At 74.1% G+C, this 15,952-nt stretch carries 15 protein-coding genes and 1 pseudogene; 9 read left to right on the plus strand and 7 right to left on the minus strand.

What is annotated here, in order from left to right:
* A partial coding sequence (locus tag EAO70_RS38830; RefSeq protein WP_261992656.1) for a TIGR02452 family protein occupies positions 1-477 on the plus strand: 477 nt, incomplete at its 5' end.
* A gap of 77 nt (positions 478-554) precedes the next feature.
* A complete protein-coding gene (locus tag EAO70_RS37585; RefSeq protein ID WP_187283716.1) occupies positions 555-725 on the plus strand; it encodes a hypothetical protein in 171 nt (56 codons plus the stop codon).
* Positions 726-827: 102 nt separating this feature from the next.
* Here EAO70_RS37585 and EAO70_RS04295 read toward each other — a convergent pair whose 3' ends face one another.
* The 4 genes from EAO70_RS04295 to EAO70_RS04310 form a co-directional block, all read right to left on the minus strand.
* Positions 828-2,261 carry a flotillin family protein gene (locus EAO70_RS04295; RefSeq protein ID WP_148001679.1) on the minus strand — a complete coding sequence of 478 codons (1,434 nt, stop codon included), beginning with the start codon at positions 2,259-2,261 and terminating at the stop codon, positions 828-830.
* Between the two features lie 83 nt (positions 2,262-2,344).
* Positions 2,345-2,575 carry a hypothetical protein gene (locus EAO70_RS04300; protein WP_148001680.1) on the minus strand — a complete coding sequence of 77 codons (231 nt, stop codon included), beginning with the start codon at positions 2,573-2,575 and terminating at the stop codon, positions 2,345-2,347.
* 14 nt (positions 2,576-2,589) lie between these two features.
* Entirely contained in the window at positions 2,590-3,297 is a 708-nt protein-coding gene (locus tag EAO70_RS04305) for an alpha/beta fold hydrolase (protein ID WP_148001681.1), read from the minus strand.
* Between the two features lie 41 nt (positions 3,298-3,338).
* Complete coding sequence (locus EAO70_RS04310) at positions 3,339-4,601, minus strand: MFS transporter (protein WP_148001682.1); 1,263 nt, start codon at positions 4,599-4,601, stop codon at positions 3,339-3,341.
* 153 nt (positions 4,602-4,754) lie between these two features.
* Here EAO70_RS04310 and EAO70_RS04315 point away from each other — a divergent pair, with 153 nt between their 5' ends.
* From EAO70_RS04315 to EAO70_RS04325, 3 genes are all read left to right on the plus strand, one after another.
* A complete protein-coding gene (locus EAO70_RS04315; RefSeq protein ID WP_148001683.1) occupies positions 4,755-5,789 on the plus strand; it encodes a LacI family DNA-binding transcriptional regulator in 1,035 nt (344 codons plus the stop codon).
* Positions 5,790-5,937: 148 nt separating this feature from the next.
* Complete coding sequence (locus EAO70_RS04320; RefSeq protein ID WP_148001684.1) at positions 5,938-6,207, plus strand: hypothetical protein; 270 nt, start codon at positions 5,938-5,940, stop codon at positions 6,205-6,207.
* A gap of 146 nt (positions 6,208-6,353) precedes the next feature.
* Positions 6,354-7,541 (plus strand): thiolase family protein, encoded by a 1,188-nt coding sequence (locus EAO70_RS04325; RefSeq protein WP_148001685.1) that lies wholly within the window; start codon positions 6,354-6,356, stop codon positions 7,539-7,541.
* A 135-nt stretch (positions 7,542-7,676) separates the two neighbouring features.
* On the opposite strand, the gene trxA is transcribed toward EAO70_RS04325, so the two are convergent.
* Both trxA and EAO70_RS04335 read right to left on the minus strand, forming a co-directional pair.
* Entirely contained in the window at positions 7,677-8,048 is a 372-nt protein-coding gene (trxA, locus tag EAO70_RS04330; protein ID WP_148001686.1) for a thioredoxin, read from the minus strand.
* Positions 8,049-8,163: 115 nt separating this feature from the next.
* Positions 8,164-9,498 (minus strand): GH1 family beta-glucosidase, encoded by a 1,335-nt coding sequence (locus EAO70_RS04335; protein ID WP_261992660.1) that lies wholly within the window; start codon positions 9,496-9,498, stop codon positions 8,164-8,166.
* A gap of 39 nt (positions 9,499-9,537) precedes the next feature.
* On the opposite strand from EAO70_RS04335, the pseudogene EAO70_RS04340 reads away from it, so the two are divergent.
* Positions 9,538-10,050, plus strand: a pseudogene (locus EAO70_RS04340) (ROK family protein); the annotation flags it as partial.
* A 70-nt stretch (positions 10,051-10,120) separates the two neighbouring features.
* On the plus strand, positions 10,121-11,569 hold the full coding sequence (locus EAO70_RS04345) for a dihydrolipoyl dehydrogenase family protein (RefSeq protein ID WP_187283717.1): 1,449 nt from the start codon (positions 10,121-10,123) through the stop codon (positions 11,567-11,569).
* Positions 11,570-11,576: 7 nt separating this feature from the next.
* Here the strand turns inward: EAO70_RS04345 and EAO70_RS04350 are convergent, their stop codons facing one another.
* Complete coding sequence (locus tag EAO70_RS04350; protein WP_148001687.1) at positions 11,577-12,224, minus strand: TetR/AcrR family transcriptional regulator; 648 nt, start codon at positions 12,222-12,224, stop codon at positions 11,577-11,579.
* Between the two features lie 190 nt (positions 12,225-12,414).
* On the opposite strand from EAO70_RS04350, the gene EAO70_RS04355 reads away from it, so the two are divergent.
* Entirely contained in the window at positions 12,415-13,878 is a 1,464-nt protein-coding gene (locus EAO70_RS04355) for a purine-cytosine permease family protein (protein WP_261992657.1), read from the plus strand.
* Positions 13,879-14,211: 333 nt separating this feature from the next.
* Positions 14,212-15,888 (plus strand): amidohydrolase, encoded by a 1,677-nt coding sequence (locus EAO70_RS04365; protein WP_148001688.1) that lies wholly within the window; start codon positions 14,212-14,214, stop codon positions 15,886-15,888.
* The last annotated feature ends 64 nt before the right edge of the window (positions 15,889-15,952 follow it).

Genomic DNA, 15,952 nt, shown 5'->3' on the forward strand with positions numbered 1-15,952 from the left:
ACCCTGCTCCGCGCCCCCGCCTACTACGCCCACCACCGCGAGAACAGGGACGTCCTCTACACCGACCGGGTCATCCACTCGCCCCGGGTACCCGTCTTCCGCGACGACCGCGGCGCCCTCCTCGACGCGCCCGTCACCGTCGGCTTCCTCACCTCGCCCGCACCCAACGCCGGCGTCCTGCGCCGCCGGACCCCCGCCCTCGCCGACCGGCTGCCCGCCGCCCTCGCGTCCCGCGCCGAGCGGGTCCTGGAGACGGCCGCCGCGCACGGCTACCGGCGGCTCGTACTCGGCGCCTGGGGCTGCGGCGTCTTCCAGAACGACCCCCGCCAGGTCGCCGGCGCCTTCGCCGCCCTGCTCACCGGGGACGGCCGCTTCGCCGGACACTTCGAGGAGATCGTCTTCGCCGTCCTCGACCGCGCCCCGGGCACCCCCACACTGACCGCCTTCACCCGGGTCATCGGGGCGGCCACCGCCTGACATGCGACGCCCGCACCCCCGTGCCAGGCTGAAGGGATACGGACCACCGTCCGACACCCGTCACGGGAGGCACGATCGTGGGCAAGAAACAGACCCGGACCAACCGGGGAGCCCGTACCGGCGGCCACGAGCCCCGCACCGGGGCGACCACGAAGGAACAGACCTCGGCGGTCCCCAGGAGCGAGACGTCGATGCCCCTGGTGGAGCACTCCTCGCACCGCAAGGAACGCAAGTTCGGCCACAACTGACGCGCACGGGCCGAGCGAGCGGGCAGGGAAGCCGGGCGGGAAGCCGACAGGGGCACGTGGCCCGGTCCGGTACCGCTCGGCACCGGACCGGGCCCGTGGCCCTCACCGCCCCGGCCGCTCCTCCTCCCCGTCGCCGACCGTGATCTCCACACTCGCCTCCGGCGCCCGCGGCGCCGGGGGCACGCCCGTGCCCAGCCGCTCCTGGGCGGCCGGGTTCATCGTGGCCAGCAACTGCCGGGCCAGCCCCAGACCGGTCCCGCCCATGGTCAGCGCCTTGGCGAACACGTCCGCCATGCCGTCGGCGCCGTTGAGCAGCACCATCTGGTCCACGTTCCCGAACGCCGACGCGCCCGCCGAGACGATCTCCGGCCACTTCTCGGCCAGCTGCTGCGCGACGACGGCCTCCTGGTTCTCCGCGAGCGCCGCCGCACGGGCCTTGATCGCCTCGGCCTCCGCCAGACCCTTCGCCCGGGTCGCCTCGGCGACCGCGAGCCCCCTGGCGTGCTGCGCCGCCGCCTCCGCCTCACCGGTGAGCCGGGTCGCCGTCGCCTTGGCGGCGCTCGCCAGCTCCGTCTCCTTCGCCTCGGCCTCGGCCGCCGAGATCCTGGCGTCCCGCTCGGCCGCGGCCAGCGTCCGGGTCTCGTACGCCAGCGCGTCGGCCGGCTTGCGGACCTCCGCCTGGAGCTGCTGCTCCTTGCGGTGGCCCTCCAGCTCGGCGACCCGGGTCTCCTGGACGACGACCTCCTGGCGGGAGGCCGCCTCGGCCAGCGGACCCGCCTGCCGGGCCGTCGCGGACGCCTGGTCCCGCTCGGCCTGGTAGCCCGCCTGGAGGATCTCGCTGTCGCGGGTCGCCTCCGACATCCGCGCCGCGGCCTGCTGCTCGGCCTCGGTGGCCCGGCGGTTCGCCTCGGCCTGCGCGATCCGCGCGTCCCGCTGGACGGCGGCCGCGTGCGGCGCGGCCAGGTTCTTGATGTACCCGGTCGGGTCCTCGATCTCGTGGATCTGCAGCGAGTCGACGATCAGACCGAGCTTCTCCATCTCCGTGCCACAGGCCGAACGCGCCTGCCCGGTCAGCTTCTCCCGGTCACGGATCATGTCCTCCACCGTCAACCCGCCGACGATGGCGCGGAGATGACCGGCGAAGACGATGTGCACCCGCTCGCTCATGAGCTTCTGCTGGTCGAGGAAGCGGCGGGCGGCGTTGGCGATCGACACGAAGTCGTCACCGACCTTGAAGATCACCACACCGCGGACCTTCAGCGGAATGCCCTGGTGGGTGACGCACTCGACGGACAACTGGGTCTCGTTGAGATCGAGCGAGAGCTTGCGCACCGCCTGCACACCCGGCAGCACCAGCGTGCCCCGCCCGGTGACGATGCGGAACCCCATGCCCGCGCCGAGAGCCTCGTTCTTGTGGTTGGAGCCGGAGATGATCAGAGCCTCGTTGGGTTCCGCGACGCGCCACATCATCTTGAAGACGATGATCAGGACGACGAAGGCGCCGACGACGGCGGCCGCGAGAATGCCGATGCCCATGGACATGGTCCCCCTTCACCGGAGCCGGTGCGGATCCGGTGAAGGGAGTGTGCGCCCACGGCGGGCGCGGCTCAACGGTCCGTTCAACCCTCGTACGCGGCTGTGACATAGACGGTGCGTGGAGGGAGATGTTCCATGACGGTCACCACCGTTCCCACGTCGATCCGCTCCTTCGGGGTGGCCGGATGGGCGAGGAAGTGCTCGGCACCGCCCCGGATCCGGACGATCACCTCACCGACGAGACCCGGCCCGACGGTGCCGGTCACCCGGCCGAGCAGTCCCACCATCGAGGAGTCCATCGACGCGTCGTCCATGCCTGAACGGTACGTCAGATCCAGTCGTCAAGCGCGGACATGAACCCCTCGAACTCGTCCCGGTGGATCGTGTGGCCCGCCCCCTTCACCGTACGGACCGCGAAGCCGCGCTCCGTCAGCATCCGGGCGTGCTCCGGCCGGACCAGCGAGCTCGGATCGGCCAGCGCCACCAGGGAGGGCACCTCCGCCCGGACCGGCCACATGTCGGCGCCCACGAACTCCGTGAGGCCGTAGGCGGATCGCTCGTCCCACGCCCGTACCGAGGCCATCTCCGTGTCCACGTCCTCGTCCGGCCAGCGCGGGTTGAACCCCTTGATCTGCTCCCGGGTCATCGAACTGCCCCGGACGAAATTCTCGGCCCGGTAGCCGCAGGGGCCGGCCGCCAGGTGCCAGGCGGGGTCGGAGTACACGGCCCGGGTCGGCGCGAGCCGCTCCACCGCCCGGGCGAGCGCGAGCCCGCCGAGCGAGTGGCCGATCGCCAACTCCGCCCCGGAGGGCAGCGATGCGACGAGGTCGTCGGCGTGGTCCGCCGGCCGGTACGCCTCCGGGCCGGCGGCCCGCCCGCTCGCGCCGTGCCCCCGCAGGTCCACCGCGATCACCCGGTAGCCGCGCTCCGCGAGCGCCGGTCCGACCCGCCGCCAGGTGCGGTGGTCGGCCATCAGGCCGTGGACGAGCAGGGCGATCCGGTCGCCCGAACCCCATGTGGTCGTGTGCAGGAGCACGGTGCGGCCTCTCTGACGTGACGGGGGCGGACGCCGGGGTCTCAGCGCACGCCGCGGATCGGGCGCACGGCGAGCGCGCCGAGTACCGACAGTACGGCGGCGACCAGGAACAGCGCCGTGTACCCGCCACTCAGCGAGACGACCAGCGAGGCCGCGAACGGGGCGACGATCTGCGGCCCCGCGTTGGCGACGTTGAGGACCCCCATGTCCCGGGCGGCGTCCTCGGCCCTCGGCAGCACCATCGTCACCAGAGCGGTGTCGACCGCCATGTAGCAGCCGAAGCCCAGGCCGTTGACCGCGGAGAAGACCAGCATCGCGGTCCAGCTCGCCGACACCGCCGGGATGAGCAGCGCCACCGCGGCCAGCGCGGCCGAGGCGCCCACGAAGAGCTTGCGCCGGTCGTAGCGGTCCGACAGCCAGCCGCCGAGCACGGTGGACACCACCATCGCGAGCGCGTTGAGCGGCAGGAGGACCGCCACCGCCTCCTCGGCGCTCAACCCGGCGGGCAGCTCGGTGTGGTCCTTGAGGATGTACAGCTGGAACCCCGCCACCGCGAAGTAGCCGAGGACCAGCAGGGCACGTCCGATGAACGCCCACCGGAAGTCGTGGTCCCCCAGCGCGCTGCCGAAGGCCGCGAGCTGCTCCCGCACCGGCACGGGCGCCTTCGCGGGCAGACGCCGCTCCCGGGCGCAGGAGGTGAACAGCACGGCGGTGGCTGCGAGGACCGCGCCGAAGACCAGGTAGCCGGTGCGGTAGTCCTCGGAGAAAGCGGCCCCGACCAGGGCGCCGATCGTCGAGCCGACGGGGAGGCCCAGCCCGACGGCCGCCGAGGCCTTACCGCGGGCGGCCACCGGGACCCGGTCGGGCACCACGGAGGTGAGGGCGGCCTGGTAGACGTTCATGACGGCCTGGCCGAGGCACCAGACGATGGTCACCAGCAGGATCGTGTGGACGCTGCCGAGCAGCAGCATCACCGGGAGCGCGAGCAGACCGCCGGCGAGGATCCACGGGTTGCGGCGGCCCGAGCGGTCCGAGAGGGCGCCCGCGACCGGGTTGAAGACGGTGGCGAAGATCGCGGATATGCCGGAGACCAGGCCGAAGTTGGCCACCTTGTCGGCCGGGTCGATCTCCTCGATCTGGAGCGCGAGGAGCAGCCCGGGCACGCCGATGTACAGGGCGTACATCGCGGTGTTCCCGGCGAGCAGCAGGGTCAGCAGACCACGGGCCGGGCGGTCCGCCGCGGTCGGGCCGGGAGCGGACGGGCCGGTGCCGGAGGCGGTGGAGCCGGGGGAGGAAAGGGCCACGGTGCCCTCCTGGGGAGATCGCCCGACGGGGGCGAGAGGCGGATCGAACGAGGTAGTTACACGTGTCACTGACACGTGTGAGCACTGTGTAGCACTCGATTCCGGCCATCCGCCAGACCTCGGGCCGGATTGTTCTGGAAAGATGCCGAAGCGATGAGTCAGCCAACCGAACACACCCCCGAACGCCCCCTCGGGCGCACGGTCCCGACCAGCGCCGACGTCGCCCGCCTCGCGGGCGTCTCCCGGGCCACCGTCTCGTACGTCCTGAACAACACCTCGGCCGTCCGCATCAGCGAGCCGACCCGCCGCCGCGTGCGGGAGGCGGCCGAGGAACTCGGGTACGTCCCGCACGCGGCCGCCCGGAGCCTCCGCGCCGGCCACAGCCGGATGGTGCTCCTGCCGACCTCCCACGTACCGGTCGGGCCGCTCTACAGCCGGTTCTTCAACGACTTCCAGTGGGCCCTGCGACGCCTCGACTACACGGTGGTCCAGTACGGCAGCGTCGGACTGGAGGGCGAGGAGGCCGCCCGCGCCTGGGCCGAGCTCCGGCCGGTGGCGGTGGTCTCCCTCGGCGCCGTCCAGCTGACCGGACAGGGCGTCGAGATCCTCAAGCGGTCCGGGGCGCGCGCCGTGATCACCCTCGGCACCCGGCACGTCGACGGCACCCACGCCCTCCTCATGGACCAGGGACGGGTCGGCGAGGTCGCCACCGCCCACCTCGTGGAGACCGGCCGGCGCACGATCGGCGTCGTCCTCCCCGAGGAGCCCGGCCTCGACATCTTCTCCGGGCCCCGCCTCGACGGCGCCCGCCGCGCGGTCCGCGGCACCGGCGCCACCGTCGTACCCCTCCCGCTGCGGTACGACGAGGAGTCCGCCGCCGCCCTCGCCGGACGCTGGCGGGACCTCGGCCTGGACGCCGTCTTCGCCTACAACGACGAGTACGCCATGCTCCTGATGCGCGCGCTCCAAGACGCCGGCGTGGCCGTCCCCGAGGACACCGCCGTCGTCGGCGCCGACGACCTGCTGCTCGGCCGGCTCCTCCGCCCCCGGCTCAGCACCGTACGGATCGACATGGTGCTCGGACGCGAACTCGCCGAACTCGTCGACCGGGCCGTCCGGGAACCCGAGGTCCCGCCCCGCACCCGCTCGCTGCTGGCCTCGGAGGTCGTCCGCCGCGAGTCCAGCTGACCGGCCGGCCCGGCATCCGGCCCGTCCGACGACCGGACCGCCACCCGCCGGGCCACCACTCACCGGACCGACACTTGCCCGGCGGCCCCGGGACACGCCGCCCGGCGGTCGTCCGGCGCGCCGGCGGCCGAGCGCTTAGCGTCGGTCCATGAGCACAGTTCCGCAGCGTTTCGAGATCCTGCTGGTGCCGGCCCACGTCGAGGACCGGGGCGGCGCGGCCGTGGCCGACAGCGCCGTGCGCACCGCCGTCGTGGAGGCCACCGGACAGCACGGCGAGACCGGGTACCCGATCTACGAGGGCCACGGCATCCGGGCCGACATCGACCCCGGCACCCCCACCGTGGAGGCCCTGCTCGTCGACGGCCGCGAGCTCGACTACGGCCTCACGGCCCTCGTCCGGCCCGCGCGACGCGACTGACCTGGGGCGTCCCGCCCGCAGGGGCCCGTTGACAGGGCGGCCCGACGGGCAGAGACTCTGCGCGCGCCGGGTCGGACGCCCTCCGGGACCGAAGACCCGCCGCCAGACGAACAGAGTCGTTCCGAAGGCCACGTGGGAGAGAACCGATGAGCATCCGCGACGTCTACATCGTCGACGCCGTCCGCACCCCGATCGGGAAGTTCGGGGGCGCGCTCGCCCCGGTACGCCCCGACGACCTCGCGGGCCACGTCGTCCGGGCCCTCGTGGACCGCACTCCCGACCTCGACCCGGCCCGCGTCGACGACGTCTACTTCGGCGACGCCAACGGCGCGGGCGAGGACAACCGCGACGTCGCGCGGATGGCCGTGCTGCTCGCCGGGCTGCCGGTCTCCGTGCCCGGCGTCACCGTCAACCGGCTCTGCGGCTCCGGCCTCGAAGCCGTCATCCAGGCCGCCCGCGCCATCGCCCTCGGCGACGCCTCGGTGGTCGTCGCGGGCGGCGTCGAGTCGATGTCCCGCGCCCCCTGGGTGCTGCAGAAGCCCGAGCGGGCCTTCCCCGCCGGACACCAGCAGCTGCACTCCACGACCCTCGGCTGGCGCATGACGAACCCGCGCATGCCCGCCGAGTGGACGGTCCCCCTCGGCGAGGGCGCGGAGCTGATCGCCGACAAGCACGGCATCACCCGCGAGCAGCAGGACGCCTTCGCGCTCGCCAGCCACCGCAAGGCGGCCGAGGCCTGGGCCAAGGGCCTCTACGACGACGAGGTCGTCCCCTACCCGGACGTGGAGCTCGCCCGCGACGAGTCCATCCGCGACGCCACCTCCATGGAGGCCCTCGCCCGGCTGAAGCCCTCCTTCCGCCCCGACGGCGGCACGGTCACCGCGGGCAACTCCTCGCCGCTCAACGACGGCGCCGCCGCCCTGCTGCTCGTCGACGAGGAAGGACTGCGCGCGACCGGCCGGGAGCCGCTCGCCCGGATCCGTACCTCCGCCGTCACCGGCATCGAGCCGCAGCTCTTCGGCCTCGGCCCGGTCGAGGCGGTCCGGCGGGCCCTGGGGAAGGCCGGTCGCTCCTTCGCAGACCTGTCGACCTTCGAGCTCAACGAGGCCTTCGCGGCCCAGTCGCTCGGCTGCCTCGCGGAATGGCCGGAACTGGACCCCGAGATCGTCAATCCGCGCGGTGGCGCCGTCGCCATCGGCCACCCGCTGGGCGCCTCGGGCGCCCGCCTCGCCGGATCGGTCGCCCACCAGCTGGCCGCGGCGGGCTCGGGCACCGGCCTCGCCGCCCTCTGCATCGGCGTCGGACAGGGCCTCGCCCTCGTCCTGGAGCGCTGACCCGCCCGGACCCCCGGTCCCGGCGCCCTCGTCCGGGAGCGCCGGCCGCCCGGGGCCTCGGTCCCGGTGCGCCGACCGCCCCCGGACAGCACGCGAGGGGGTACGGGAGCGTCTCCCGTACCCCCTCGCGGCGGGTCACTGCTGCGGGGACTTGGACTCCTCCACGGACTTGCGGACCTCGTCCATGTCCAGCTTCCGCGCCTGCCCGATGACGTCCTCCAGCGCTGCCTCCGGCAGGGCCCCGGGCTGGGCGAAGATCGCCACGTTCTCACGGACGATCATCAGGGTCGGGATCGAGCGGATCTCGAAGGCCGCCGCCAGCTCCGGCTGCGCCTCGGTGTCCACCTTCGCGAAGACCAGGTCCTCGTGACGCTCGGAGGCGGCGTCGTACACCGGGGCGAACTGACGGCAGGGACCGCACCAGGAGGCCCAGAAGTCGATCAGGACGAACGCGTTCCCGCTCACGACCTCGTCGAAGTTGTCCTTGGTGAGCTCAACGGTACTCATGCTGTCTTCCTCCGACATGCGTGAAGGGGGGATCCTGGCTGATTCCCGAGACGGCCCGGGAACACGGGGCGTCTTCCGACCCTAACCCCGCACGGCGGTCGCGCATTCCCGGTGGTTACCGGCCATCGAGCCCGTCCGCGCCGCCGCCCCGGACCCGCCGGGCGGTGTCGCGCAGCCACAGCGCGCTGCGCTTGGGCGTCCGCGTCTGGGTGGCGTAGTCGACGCGGACCAGTCCGAAGCGCTTGTCGTAGCCGTAGGCCCACTCGAAGTTGTCCAGGAGCGACCAGGCGAAGTAGCCGCGGACGTCGGCGCCGCGGGTGCGGGCCTCCGCCACGGCGGCGAGGTGCGCGGCCAGGTAGGCGGTGCGGTCGGTGTCCTCGACGAAGCCGTGGGCGTCGGGGACGTCCTGGTACGCGGCGCCGTTCTCGGTGATCACCATCGGCGTGCCGGGGTAGTCCCGGGAGACGCGCAGCAGCAGCTCGATGAAGTCGTGCGGCATCACCTCCCAGCCGAGGCCGGTGACCGGCAGGTCGCCGTGCGGCAGGTTCCGGGTGACGGGGACGCCGTGGGCGTCGGTGGTGGCGCCGGTCTCGTCGGTGCCCGAGGTGCGCATCGAGCGGTAGTAGTTGACGCCGAGGGTGTCGATGGGGGTGGAGATGACCTCCAGGTCGCCGTCCCGGACGGGGATCTCGACGCCGCGGGCGGCCAGATCGTCGATCAGGTCCTGGGGGTACCGGCCGCGCAGGATCGGGTCGAGGTAGAAGCGGAACCCGAGGGCGTCGGCCCGGCGGGCGGCCTCGCGGTCGGCCGCGGACCCGGTGGCGGGCCGGCTGGTGCCGAGCAGATGGGTGACGGCCAGGTCGAGGGGGCGGCGGGCGGCCGCGCGCAGCCGGCGGACCGCGAGTCCGTGGGCGAGGTGCAGATGGTGCACCGCGCGCACGCCGTCGGCGAAGGAGCGCCCGCCGGGGGCGTGGACGCCCTCGACATGGCCGAGGACGGCGGAGCAGAACGGTTCGTTGAGGGTGGTCCAGTGGGTGACGCGGTCGCCGAGGCGGTCGTGGACGAGCTCGGCGTAGTCGGCGAACCGGCGGGCGGTGTCGCGGGCGGGCCAGCCGCCGGCGTCCTGGAGCTCCTGGGGCAGGTCCCAGTGGTACAGGGTGAGCCAGGGGGTGACGCCCCGGGCGAGGAGTTCGTCGGTGAGCCGGTCGTAGAAGCCGAGCCCCGCCGGGTTGGCCGGGCCCCGTCCGCGCGGCTGGACCCGCGACCAGGAGACGGAGAAGCGGTACGTGTCGAGGCCGAGGGCGGCGAGCAGGGCCACGTCCTCGGGCATCCGGTGGTAGTGGTCGCAGGCGGTGTCGCCGGTGTCGCCGTTGTCGACGGCCCCCGGGACGCGGCAGAAGGTGTCCCAGATGGAGGGGGAGCGGCCGTCCTCGGCGGTGGCCCCCTCGATCTGGAAGGCGGAGGTGGCGGCGCCGAAGCGGAAGTGCGGGGGGAGGAGGGCTGCCTGGAGGCGTACGCGGGAGCGGAGGCGCTGCTCGAACGGTGGCGGGAGGCGGGCGGGGTGCCGCCCGCGGGCGCCGACGAGGAGACGGCGCTCACCGCGATGCTCGCCGCGGCCTACCCCGCCGACCCGGACACGGAACCCGACGCGACCGCGCTCGCCGTCCTGGCCGAGACCGCCGAGTACCTCGGCGCCGGCTTCGCCGACCTCATCAACCTCTTCCAGCCCGAACGGATCCTCGTCGGCGGCTGGGCCGGCCTCCAGCTCGGCCCCCGCTTCCTGGAGACCGTCTCCGGCTACGCCCGGGCCTACGCCCTCCACTACCCCGCCAGCCGGACCGGCATCGGACTCGGCACCCTCGGCCCGGAGGCGGTCACCGTCGGCGCGGCCCTGCTGCCGCTGGTCGACTTCTTCGCGCAGGGCGGCCGCCGCCCCGAGCGGGCACCCGCCGTCCCCGCGCCCGCCTGGCAGTCCGCCCTCCAGGACCGGGTCTCCACTTGAGCCGGAACCCGCCCCCCGCCCCGGCGTATCGAGCCGTGCGCGGCGCCGCGGTTGGGCCAGACTGTCCCCCATGACACGAACGGTGCAGAGCGAGCACGAACACGAGTACGACGTGGTGGTCCTGGGGGCCGGCCCGGTCGGGGAGAACGTCGTCGACCGGGTGCGGGCCGCCGGCCTCAGCGCCGCGATCGTCGAGAGCGAACTGATCGGGGGTGAGTGCTCCTACTGGGCCTGCATGCCGAGCAAGGCCCTGCTGCGCCCGGTGATCGCCCGCTCCGACGCCCGGAGGGTGGCGGGCCTGCGCGCCTCGGCCGACCGTCCGCTCGACGTCCAGGAGATCCTCGCCCACCGGGACGAGGTCGTCGGGAACTGGACGGACGACGGACAGGTGGACTGGCTCGACTCGATCGACGCCCGGATCTTCCGCGGCCACGGCCGCCTCGTCGGCCCGCGCCGCGTCGAGGTCGCGGCCCCCGAGGGCGAGCGGCACGTTCTCACCGCCCGGCACGCCGTCGCCGTCTGCACCGGCAGCCGCGCCGTCCTGCCCGACCTTCCGGGACTGCCCGGGGCGCACCCCTGGACCAGCCGCGAGGCGACCAGCGCCGACCAGGTGCCCGGCCGGCTGATCGTGGTCGGCGGGGGAGTCGTGGGGGTCGAGATGGCGACCGCCTGGCACGCCTTCGGAGCACAGGTCACGATGCTCGTACGGGGCGAGGGGCTGCTGCCCCGGATGGAACCCTTCGTCGGGGAGCACGTCGCCGCGGCCCTGACCGCGCGCGGCGCGGAGATCCGCACCGGCGTCTCGGTCAGCGCGGTCGTGCGCGACGGGAGTACGGGACCGGTCACCGTCGTCCTGGAGGGCGGCGACAGCGTCGAGGGCGACCAGGTGCTCTTCGCGACCGGGCGGGCCCCGCGCACCGAGGACCTCGGGCTGGAGACGGTCGGACTGAAGCCGGGCTCCTGGCTCGACGTCGACGACAGCCTCCGGGTCGTCGGAACCGACTGGCTGTACGCGGTCGGGGACGTCAACCACCGGGCGCTCCTGACCCACCAGGGCAAGTACCAGGCCCGGATCGCCGGCGCCTCGATCGCCGCCCGCGCCCAGGGCGACGGCTCCCTCGACGCGTCGGGCTGGGGACCGTACGCGGCCACCGCCGACCACGCCGCGGTGCCGCAGGTGGTGTTCAGCGACCCCGAGGCCGCCGCCGTCGGCCTCTCGCTCGCCGAGGCCGAGCAGGCCGGCCACCGGGTCCGGGCCGTGGACCTCGACATGCGCCAGGTCGCCGGCGCCGGGCTCTACGCCCAGGGCTACCAGGGGCACGCCCGGATGGTCGTCGACCTCGACCGGGAGGTGATCCTCGGCGCCTCCTTCGTCGGCCCCGGCATCGGAGAACTGGTCCACTCGGCGACGGTCGCCGTCGTCGGCGAGGTCCCGATCGCCCGGCTGTGGCACGCCGTCCCGTCGTACCCGACGCTGAGCGAGGCGTGGCTCCGCCTCCTCGAGGCCTACCGGGGCTGACGAGTCGTCATGCCGCGGGCCCGTCCGTCGAGTCGGTGCCCGCGGCATACGGGGGGACGAGGGCCCGCACCGCCGAGCGGGCCACCTCCAGGGCCGGCCGCGGATCGCGGCCGGACTGCTGGCCGAGCACCACCCGGGTGCTCAACCCGTCGAGCAGGGCCAGGAGTTCGGAGGCGCGCGCCGCGGTGTCGAGCGGGGCGAACCGCCGCCGGGCGACACCCGCCGCGAGCAGCGCCTCCAGATCCTCGTGCCAGCCCCGGTCCAGCTCCTCCTGCGCCTCGCCGAGCGCGCCGTTGCCCGGGGTGCGGGCCCAGAGCTCGATCCACAGGGTCCAGCGCGGATCGCGCGGCCCGCGCGGCAGATACAGCGGCAGGAACCGGTCGAGCTTGCGCTCGGCCGTGATCCGTCGGGACAGCAGCGCGCGGCGCTCCTCGGCCAGCGCCGCCTCGCTCCACCGGAGGGCGGCGAGCAGCAGCAGGTCCTTGCTGCCGAAGTAGTACAGGATGTGGCCGCCGCTGGTGCCGAGCCGCTCCGCGAGCGCCGACATCGTGAGCGCGGAGAGGCCGTCCTCGGCGATCGCCGTCATGGCCTCCTCCAGCATCCGTTCCTGGGTGACGTGCCCGTCCCGCCGTCGTGCCGCCCCTGCCACCGCCATCGTCCCCGTTCCGTGGATCCGCCCTGCCTCTGCGGGATCGACCTTAATCGCAACCGCCGGGGGTCTTGACGCGGCCGGAACTCATCGCACATCTTGAATGTCATTCAAGAAATTAGAACGTCATTCAAGGTGTGGTCGAGGCAGCGCCCCGGCGGTACACCGAGGCAGCGTTCACGACAGGAGGTGCGCTGTGCTCGGACACGAGACGACGCCCGGGACCGCGGGCGCCGCGGGGGCCACGGCCCGGGACGAGGCGGCCGGGACGGCCCGGGACGAGGTGTCCCCGGCGGCCCGGGACGCGGTGTTCCAGGTCGAGGAGCACGGGATCGACCCCATCCCCGACGCCGAACGGCACGGCGGCGCCAAGGACGTCTTCTGGCTATGGTTCGGCTCGAACCTCACCTTCACCTACGTCATCAACGGCGCCCTCGCCGTCGCCTTCGGGCTCTCCTTCTGGCAGGCCACCGCCGTCGTCGTCATCGGCGGCCTGGCCTTCCTCGTCATCGGAGCCGCCGGCCTGAGCGGGGTGCGCACCGGCACCGCCACCCTCGTCATCTCCCGCGCCGCCTTCGGCCGCCGCGGCAACTGGCCGGCCGGACTGCTCAACTGGATCGTGAGCATCGGCTACACCATCGTGAACACGGTGGTGGGCACCCTCGCCCTCGAAGCCTTCCTCTCCGACCTCGGCTGGAGCGGCGGCTCCGCCGCCCGGGCCCTCGCCCTGGGCATCACCCTCGCCCTGACCTTCGCCGTCGCGCTCTGGGGCCACGCCACCGTCCAGTTCGCCGAACGCTGGATGGCCTACGTCCTCGCCCTCGGCTTCGCCGCCCTGCTGCTCCTCCTCCTGCCGGGCGCCGACACCTCCGCGCCGGCCGCAGCGCCCGGCGCCGCCGGCTGGAGCCTCGCCTTCGTCGTGATGCTCGCCGGCCCCTTCTCCTACCTCCCCATGCCCGCCGACTACACCCGCTACCTCCCCCGCACGACCTCCCTCAAGGCGCTGACCTGGAGCGGAGCCCTCGGCGGATTCATCTCCTCGGTCGCCCTCGGTGTCGCCGGGGTGGCCGCCGCCACCCAGGTCGACATGACCGACGCGGTCGCCGGCACCGAGAGCCTGCTCCCCGGCTGGTTCCAGCCGCTCTTCCTCGCCCTGGTCCTCGGCGGCTCCGTCACCAACTCGATCATCACCCTCTACTCGTCGAGCCTGAACCTCCAGGTGCTCGGCATCCCCTGGAGCCGCGCCCGCGCCATCGTGATCAGCGCCGCGGTGACCGCCGCCGGCTCCCTCGGGGCGCTCTTCCTCACCGACTTCACCACCTCGCTCCTCTCCTTCCTCTCCCTCCTGATCATCGTGTTCGCCCCCTGGGGCGGGGTCTTCCTCGCCGACATGGTGCTCCGCCGCTGCACGTACGACTCCGCCGGACTGCACGCGAGCACCGGCGGGGCCTACGGCTACCGCTCCGGCTGGCACCCGCCCGGCCTCATCGCCCTCCTCGCCGGCCTGCTCTTCTCGGCCCTGACCTGCGACTCCGAACTCTGGACCGGCCCCCTCGTCGCCCCCCTCGGCGGCGCGGACCTCACGCTGCTCGGCGCGGCGGTCTCGGCGCTCGTGTACGTGCTCCTGGCCCGGGGGACGGTGAGGCCGATCAGGGCGTGACGCCAGGCCGCGGCCGGGCTGGTGCCTGGAGCCCGGCCGCGCCTCGGCCGGGCCCGGCGCGGACCTGGAGTCCGGGCCGGGCCCGGCGCGGACCTGGAGTCCGGCCGCGCCCGGTCCGGGCTTGAGTCCCGGCCCGGTCCTGCCCCCCTCTGCCCGGCCCCCGGGCCAGGAGCACGTACACGAGCGCCGAGACCGCCGCGCCGAGCAGCGTGAGGTCCGCGCCGCCGAGGGGGGCGACGAGGGGGCCGGTCCAGAGTTCGGAGTCGCAGGTCAGGGCCGAGAAGAGCAGGCCGGCGAGGAGGGCGATGAGGCCGGGCGGGTGCCAGCCGGCGCATGAACCGCACCACCGCCCCGTCCCTCGCCTCGTCCCCCGCCCCGGCCGACCTGCTCCTCACCGGTGCCCGGATCCACACCGTCGACCCCGGGCTGCCGGAGGCCGAGGCACTCGCCGTCCGCGAGGGCCGGATCGTCTGGATCGGCTCCGACGCCGAGGCGGACGCCTGGGCGGGGCCGGGCACCAAGGTCGTCGACGCCGGCGGACGCCTCGTCCTGCCCGGGTTCGTCGACGCCCACAACCACGTCCGCCTCGGCTCGGACGACGCCTGCGTCCAGCTCGCCGGAGCCCGTACGCTCGACGCGATCCACGACCGCATCCGCGCCTGGCACGCCGCGCACCCCGACGCCGAGTGGATCGAGGCCGAGGCCTTCGACTACTCCGCCGTCCCCGACGGCCGGATGCCCACCGCCGCCGACCTGGACCCCGCCACCGGCGACACCCCCGCCCTCGTCCTCAGCTACGACGTCCACACCGCCTGGCTCAACACCGCCGCCCTCCGCCGGCTCGGGGTCGACCGCGACCGCACCGAGCTGCCCTTCGGGCGCGCCGTCACCGACCCGGAGACCGGCGAACCCACCGGATTCGTCAAGGACTTCGCCATCAAGGGACTCTCCCGCGAAGGCCACCGCGCCCTGCGCGAACTCGGCCTCCCGTGGGCCTCCCCGGACCGGCAGTACGGCCGGCTCGCCCAGAGCCTCGACGACGCCATCGGCTTCGGCATCACCACCGTCGTCGAACCCCAGAACTCCCTCGACGACCTCGCCCTCTTCCAGCGCGCCCGCGCCGAGGGCCGGCTGCGCTCCCGGATCGTCGCGGCACTCTTCCACCCGCGCGGCACGACCGACGCGGACCTCGACGACTTCGAGGCGGCGGCGGCCGAGTTCGCCGACGACCGGCTGCGCGTCGGACCGCTGAAGCTGTACATCGACGACGTCGTGGAACCCCGTACCGCCGCCCTCCTGGAACCGTACGCGGGCTGTTCCCACCACCGCGGCGACACCTTCTACCCGCCCGAGGAGTTCGCCGAGCTGCTCACCCGGCTCGACGCGCGCGGCTTCCAGTGCTTCGTGCACGCCACCGGGGACCGGGGCATCCGGACCGTGCTGGACTCCGTGGAGCGGGCCCGCGCCGCCAACGGGCCGCGCGACGCGCGCCACCAGGTCGTGCACGTCGAGTGCCTCGACCCGGCCGACACCCCCCGCTTCGCGGAGCTCGGCGTGGTGGCCTGCATGCAGCCCCGCCACGCGGCCCCGGACATCGCGGGCCCCGGCCAGGACTGGGCCGAGAACGTCGGCCCCGACCGCTGGCACAAGGCCTGGCCGCTGCGCAGTCTGAGCGAGGCGGGTGCCGTGCTCGCCCTCTCCAGCGACTGGAACGTGGCCGAGATGGACCCGATGGTCGGCATCCACGCCGCCGTGACCCGCCGGCCGCCCGGCGGCGGGGAGGCGTGGACGGCGGGGGAGACGATCGACGTCGAGACGGCGGTCGAGGGTTACACGATGGGCTCGGCGTACGCCAACTTCCTGGAGCACGAACGCGGCTCGCTGACCGTCGGCAAGCTCGCCGACTTCGTCGTCCTGTCCCGCGACATCCTGCGCGTACCCGCGGAGGAGATCCCCGGCACGGTGGCGGAGACGGTCGTGGTGGCCGGCGAGGTGGTCGTACAGCGCTGACGGGGTACGGGGCCGGGCCCGGCCCCCGCGGCCGGAGGAGGTCCGGGCGGGGGCCGTCCTCGCG

Origin of the sequence: Streptomyces sp. adm13(2018) (assembly GCF_008042145.1) — a bacterium.
Classification (GTDB): domain Bacteria; phylum Actinomycetota; class Actinomycetes; order Streptomycetales; family Streptomycetaceae; genus Streptomyces.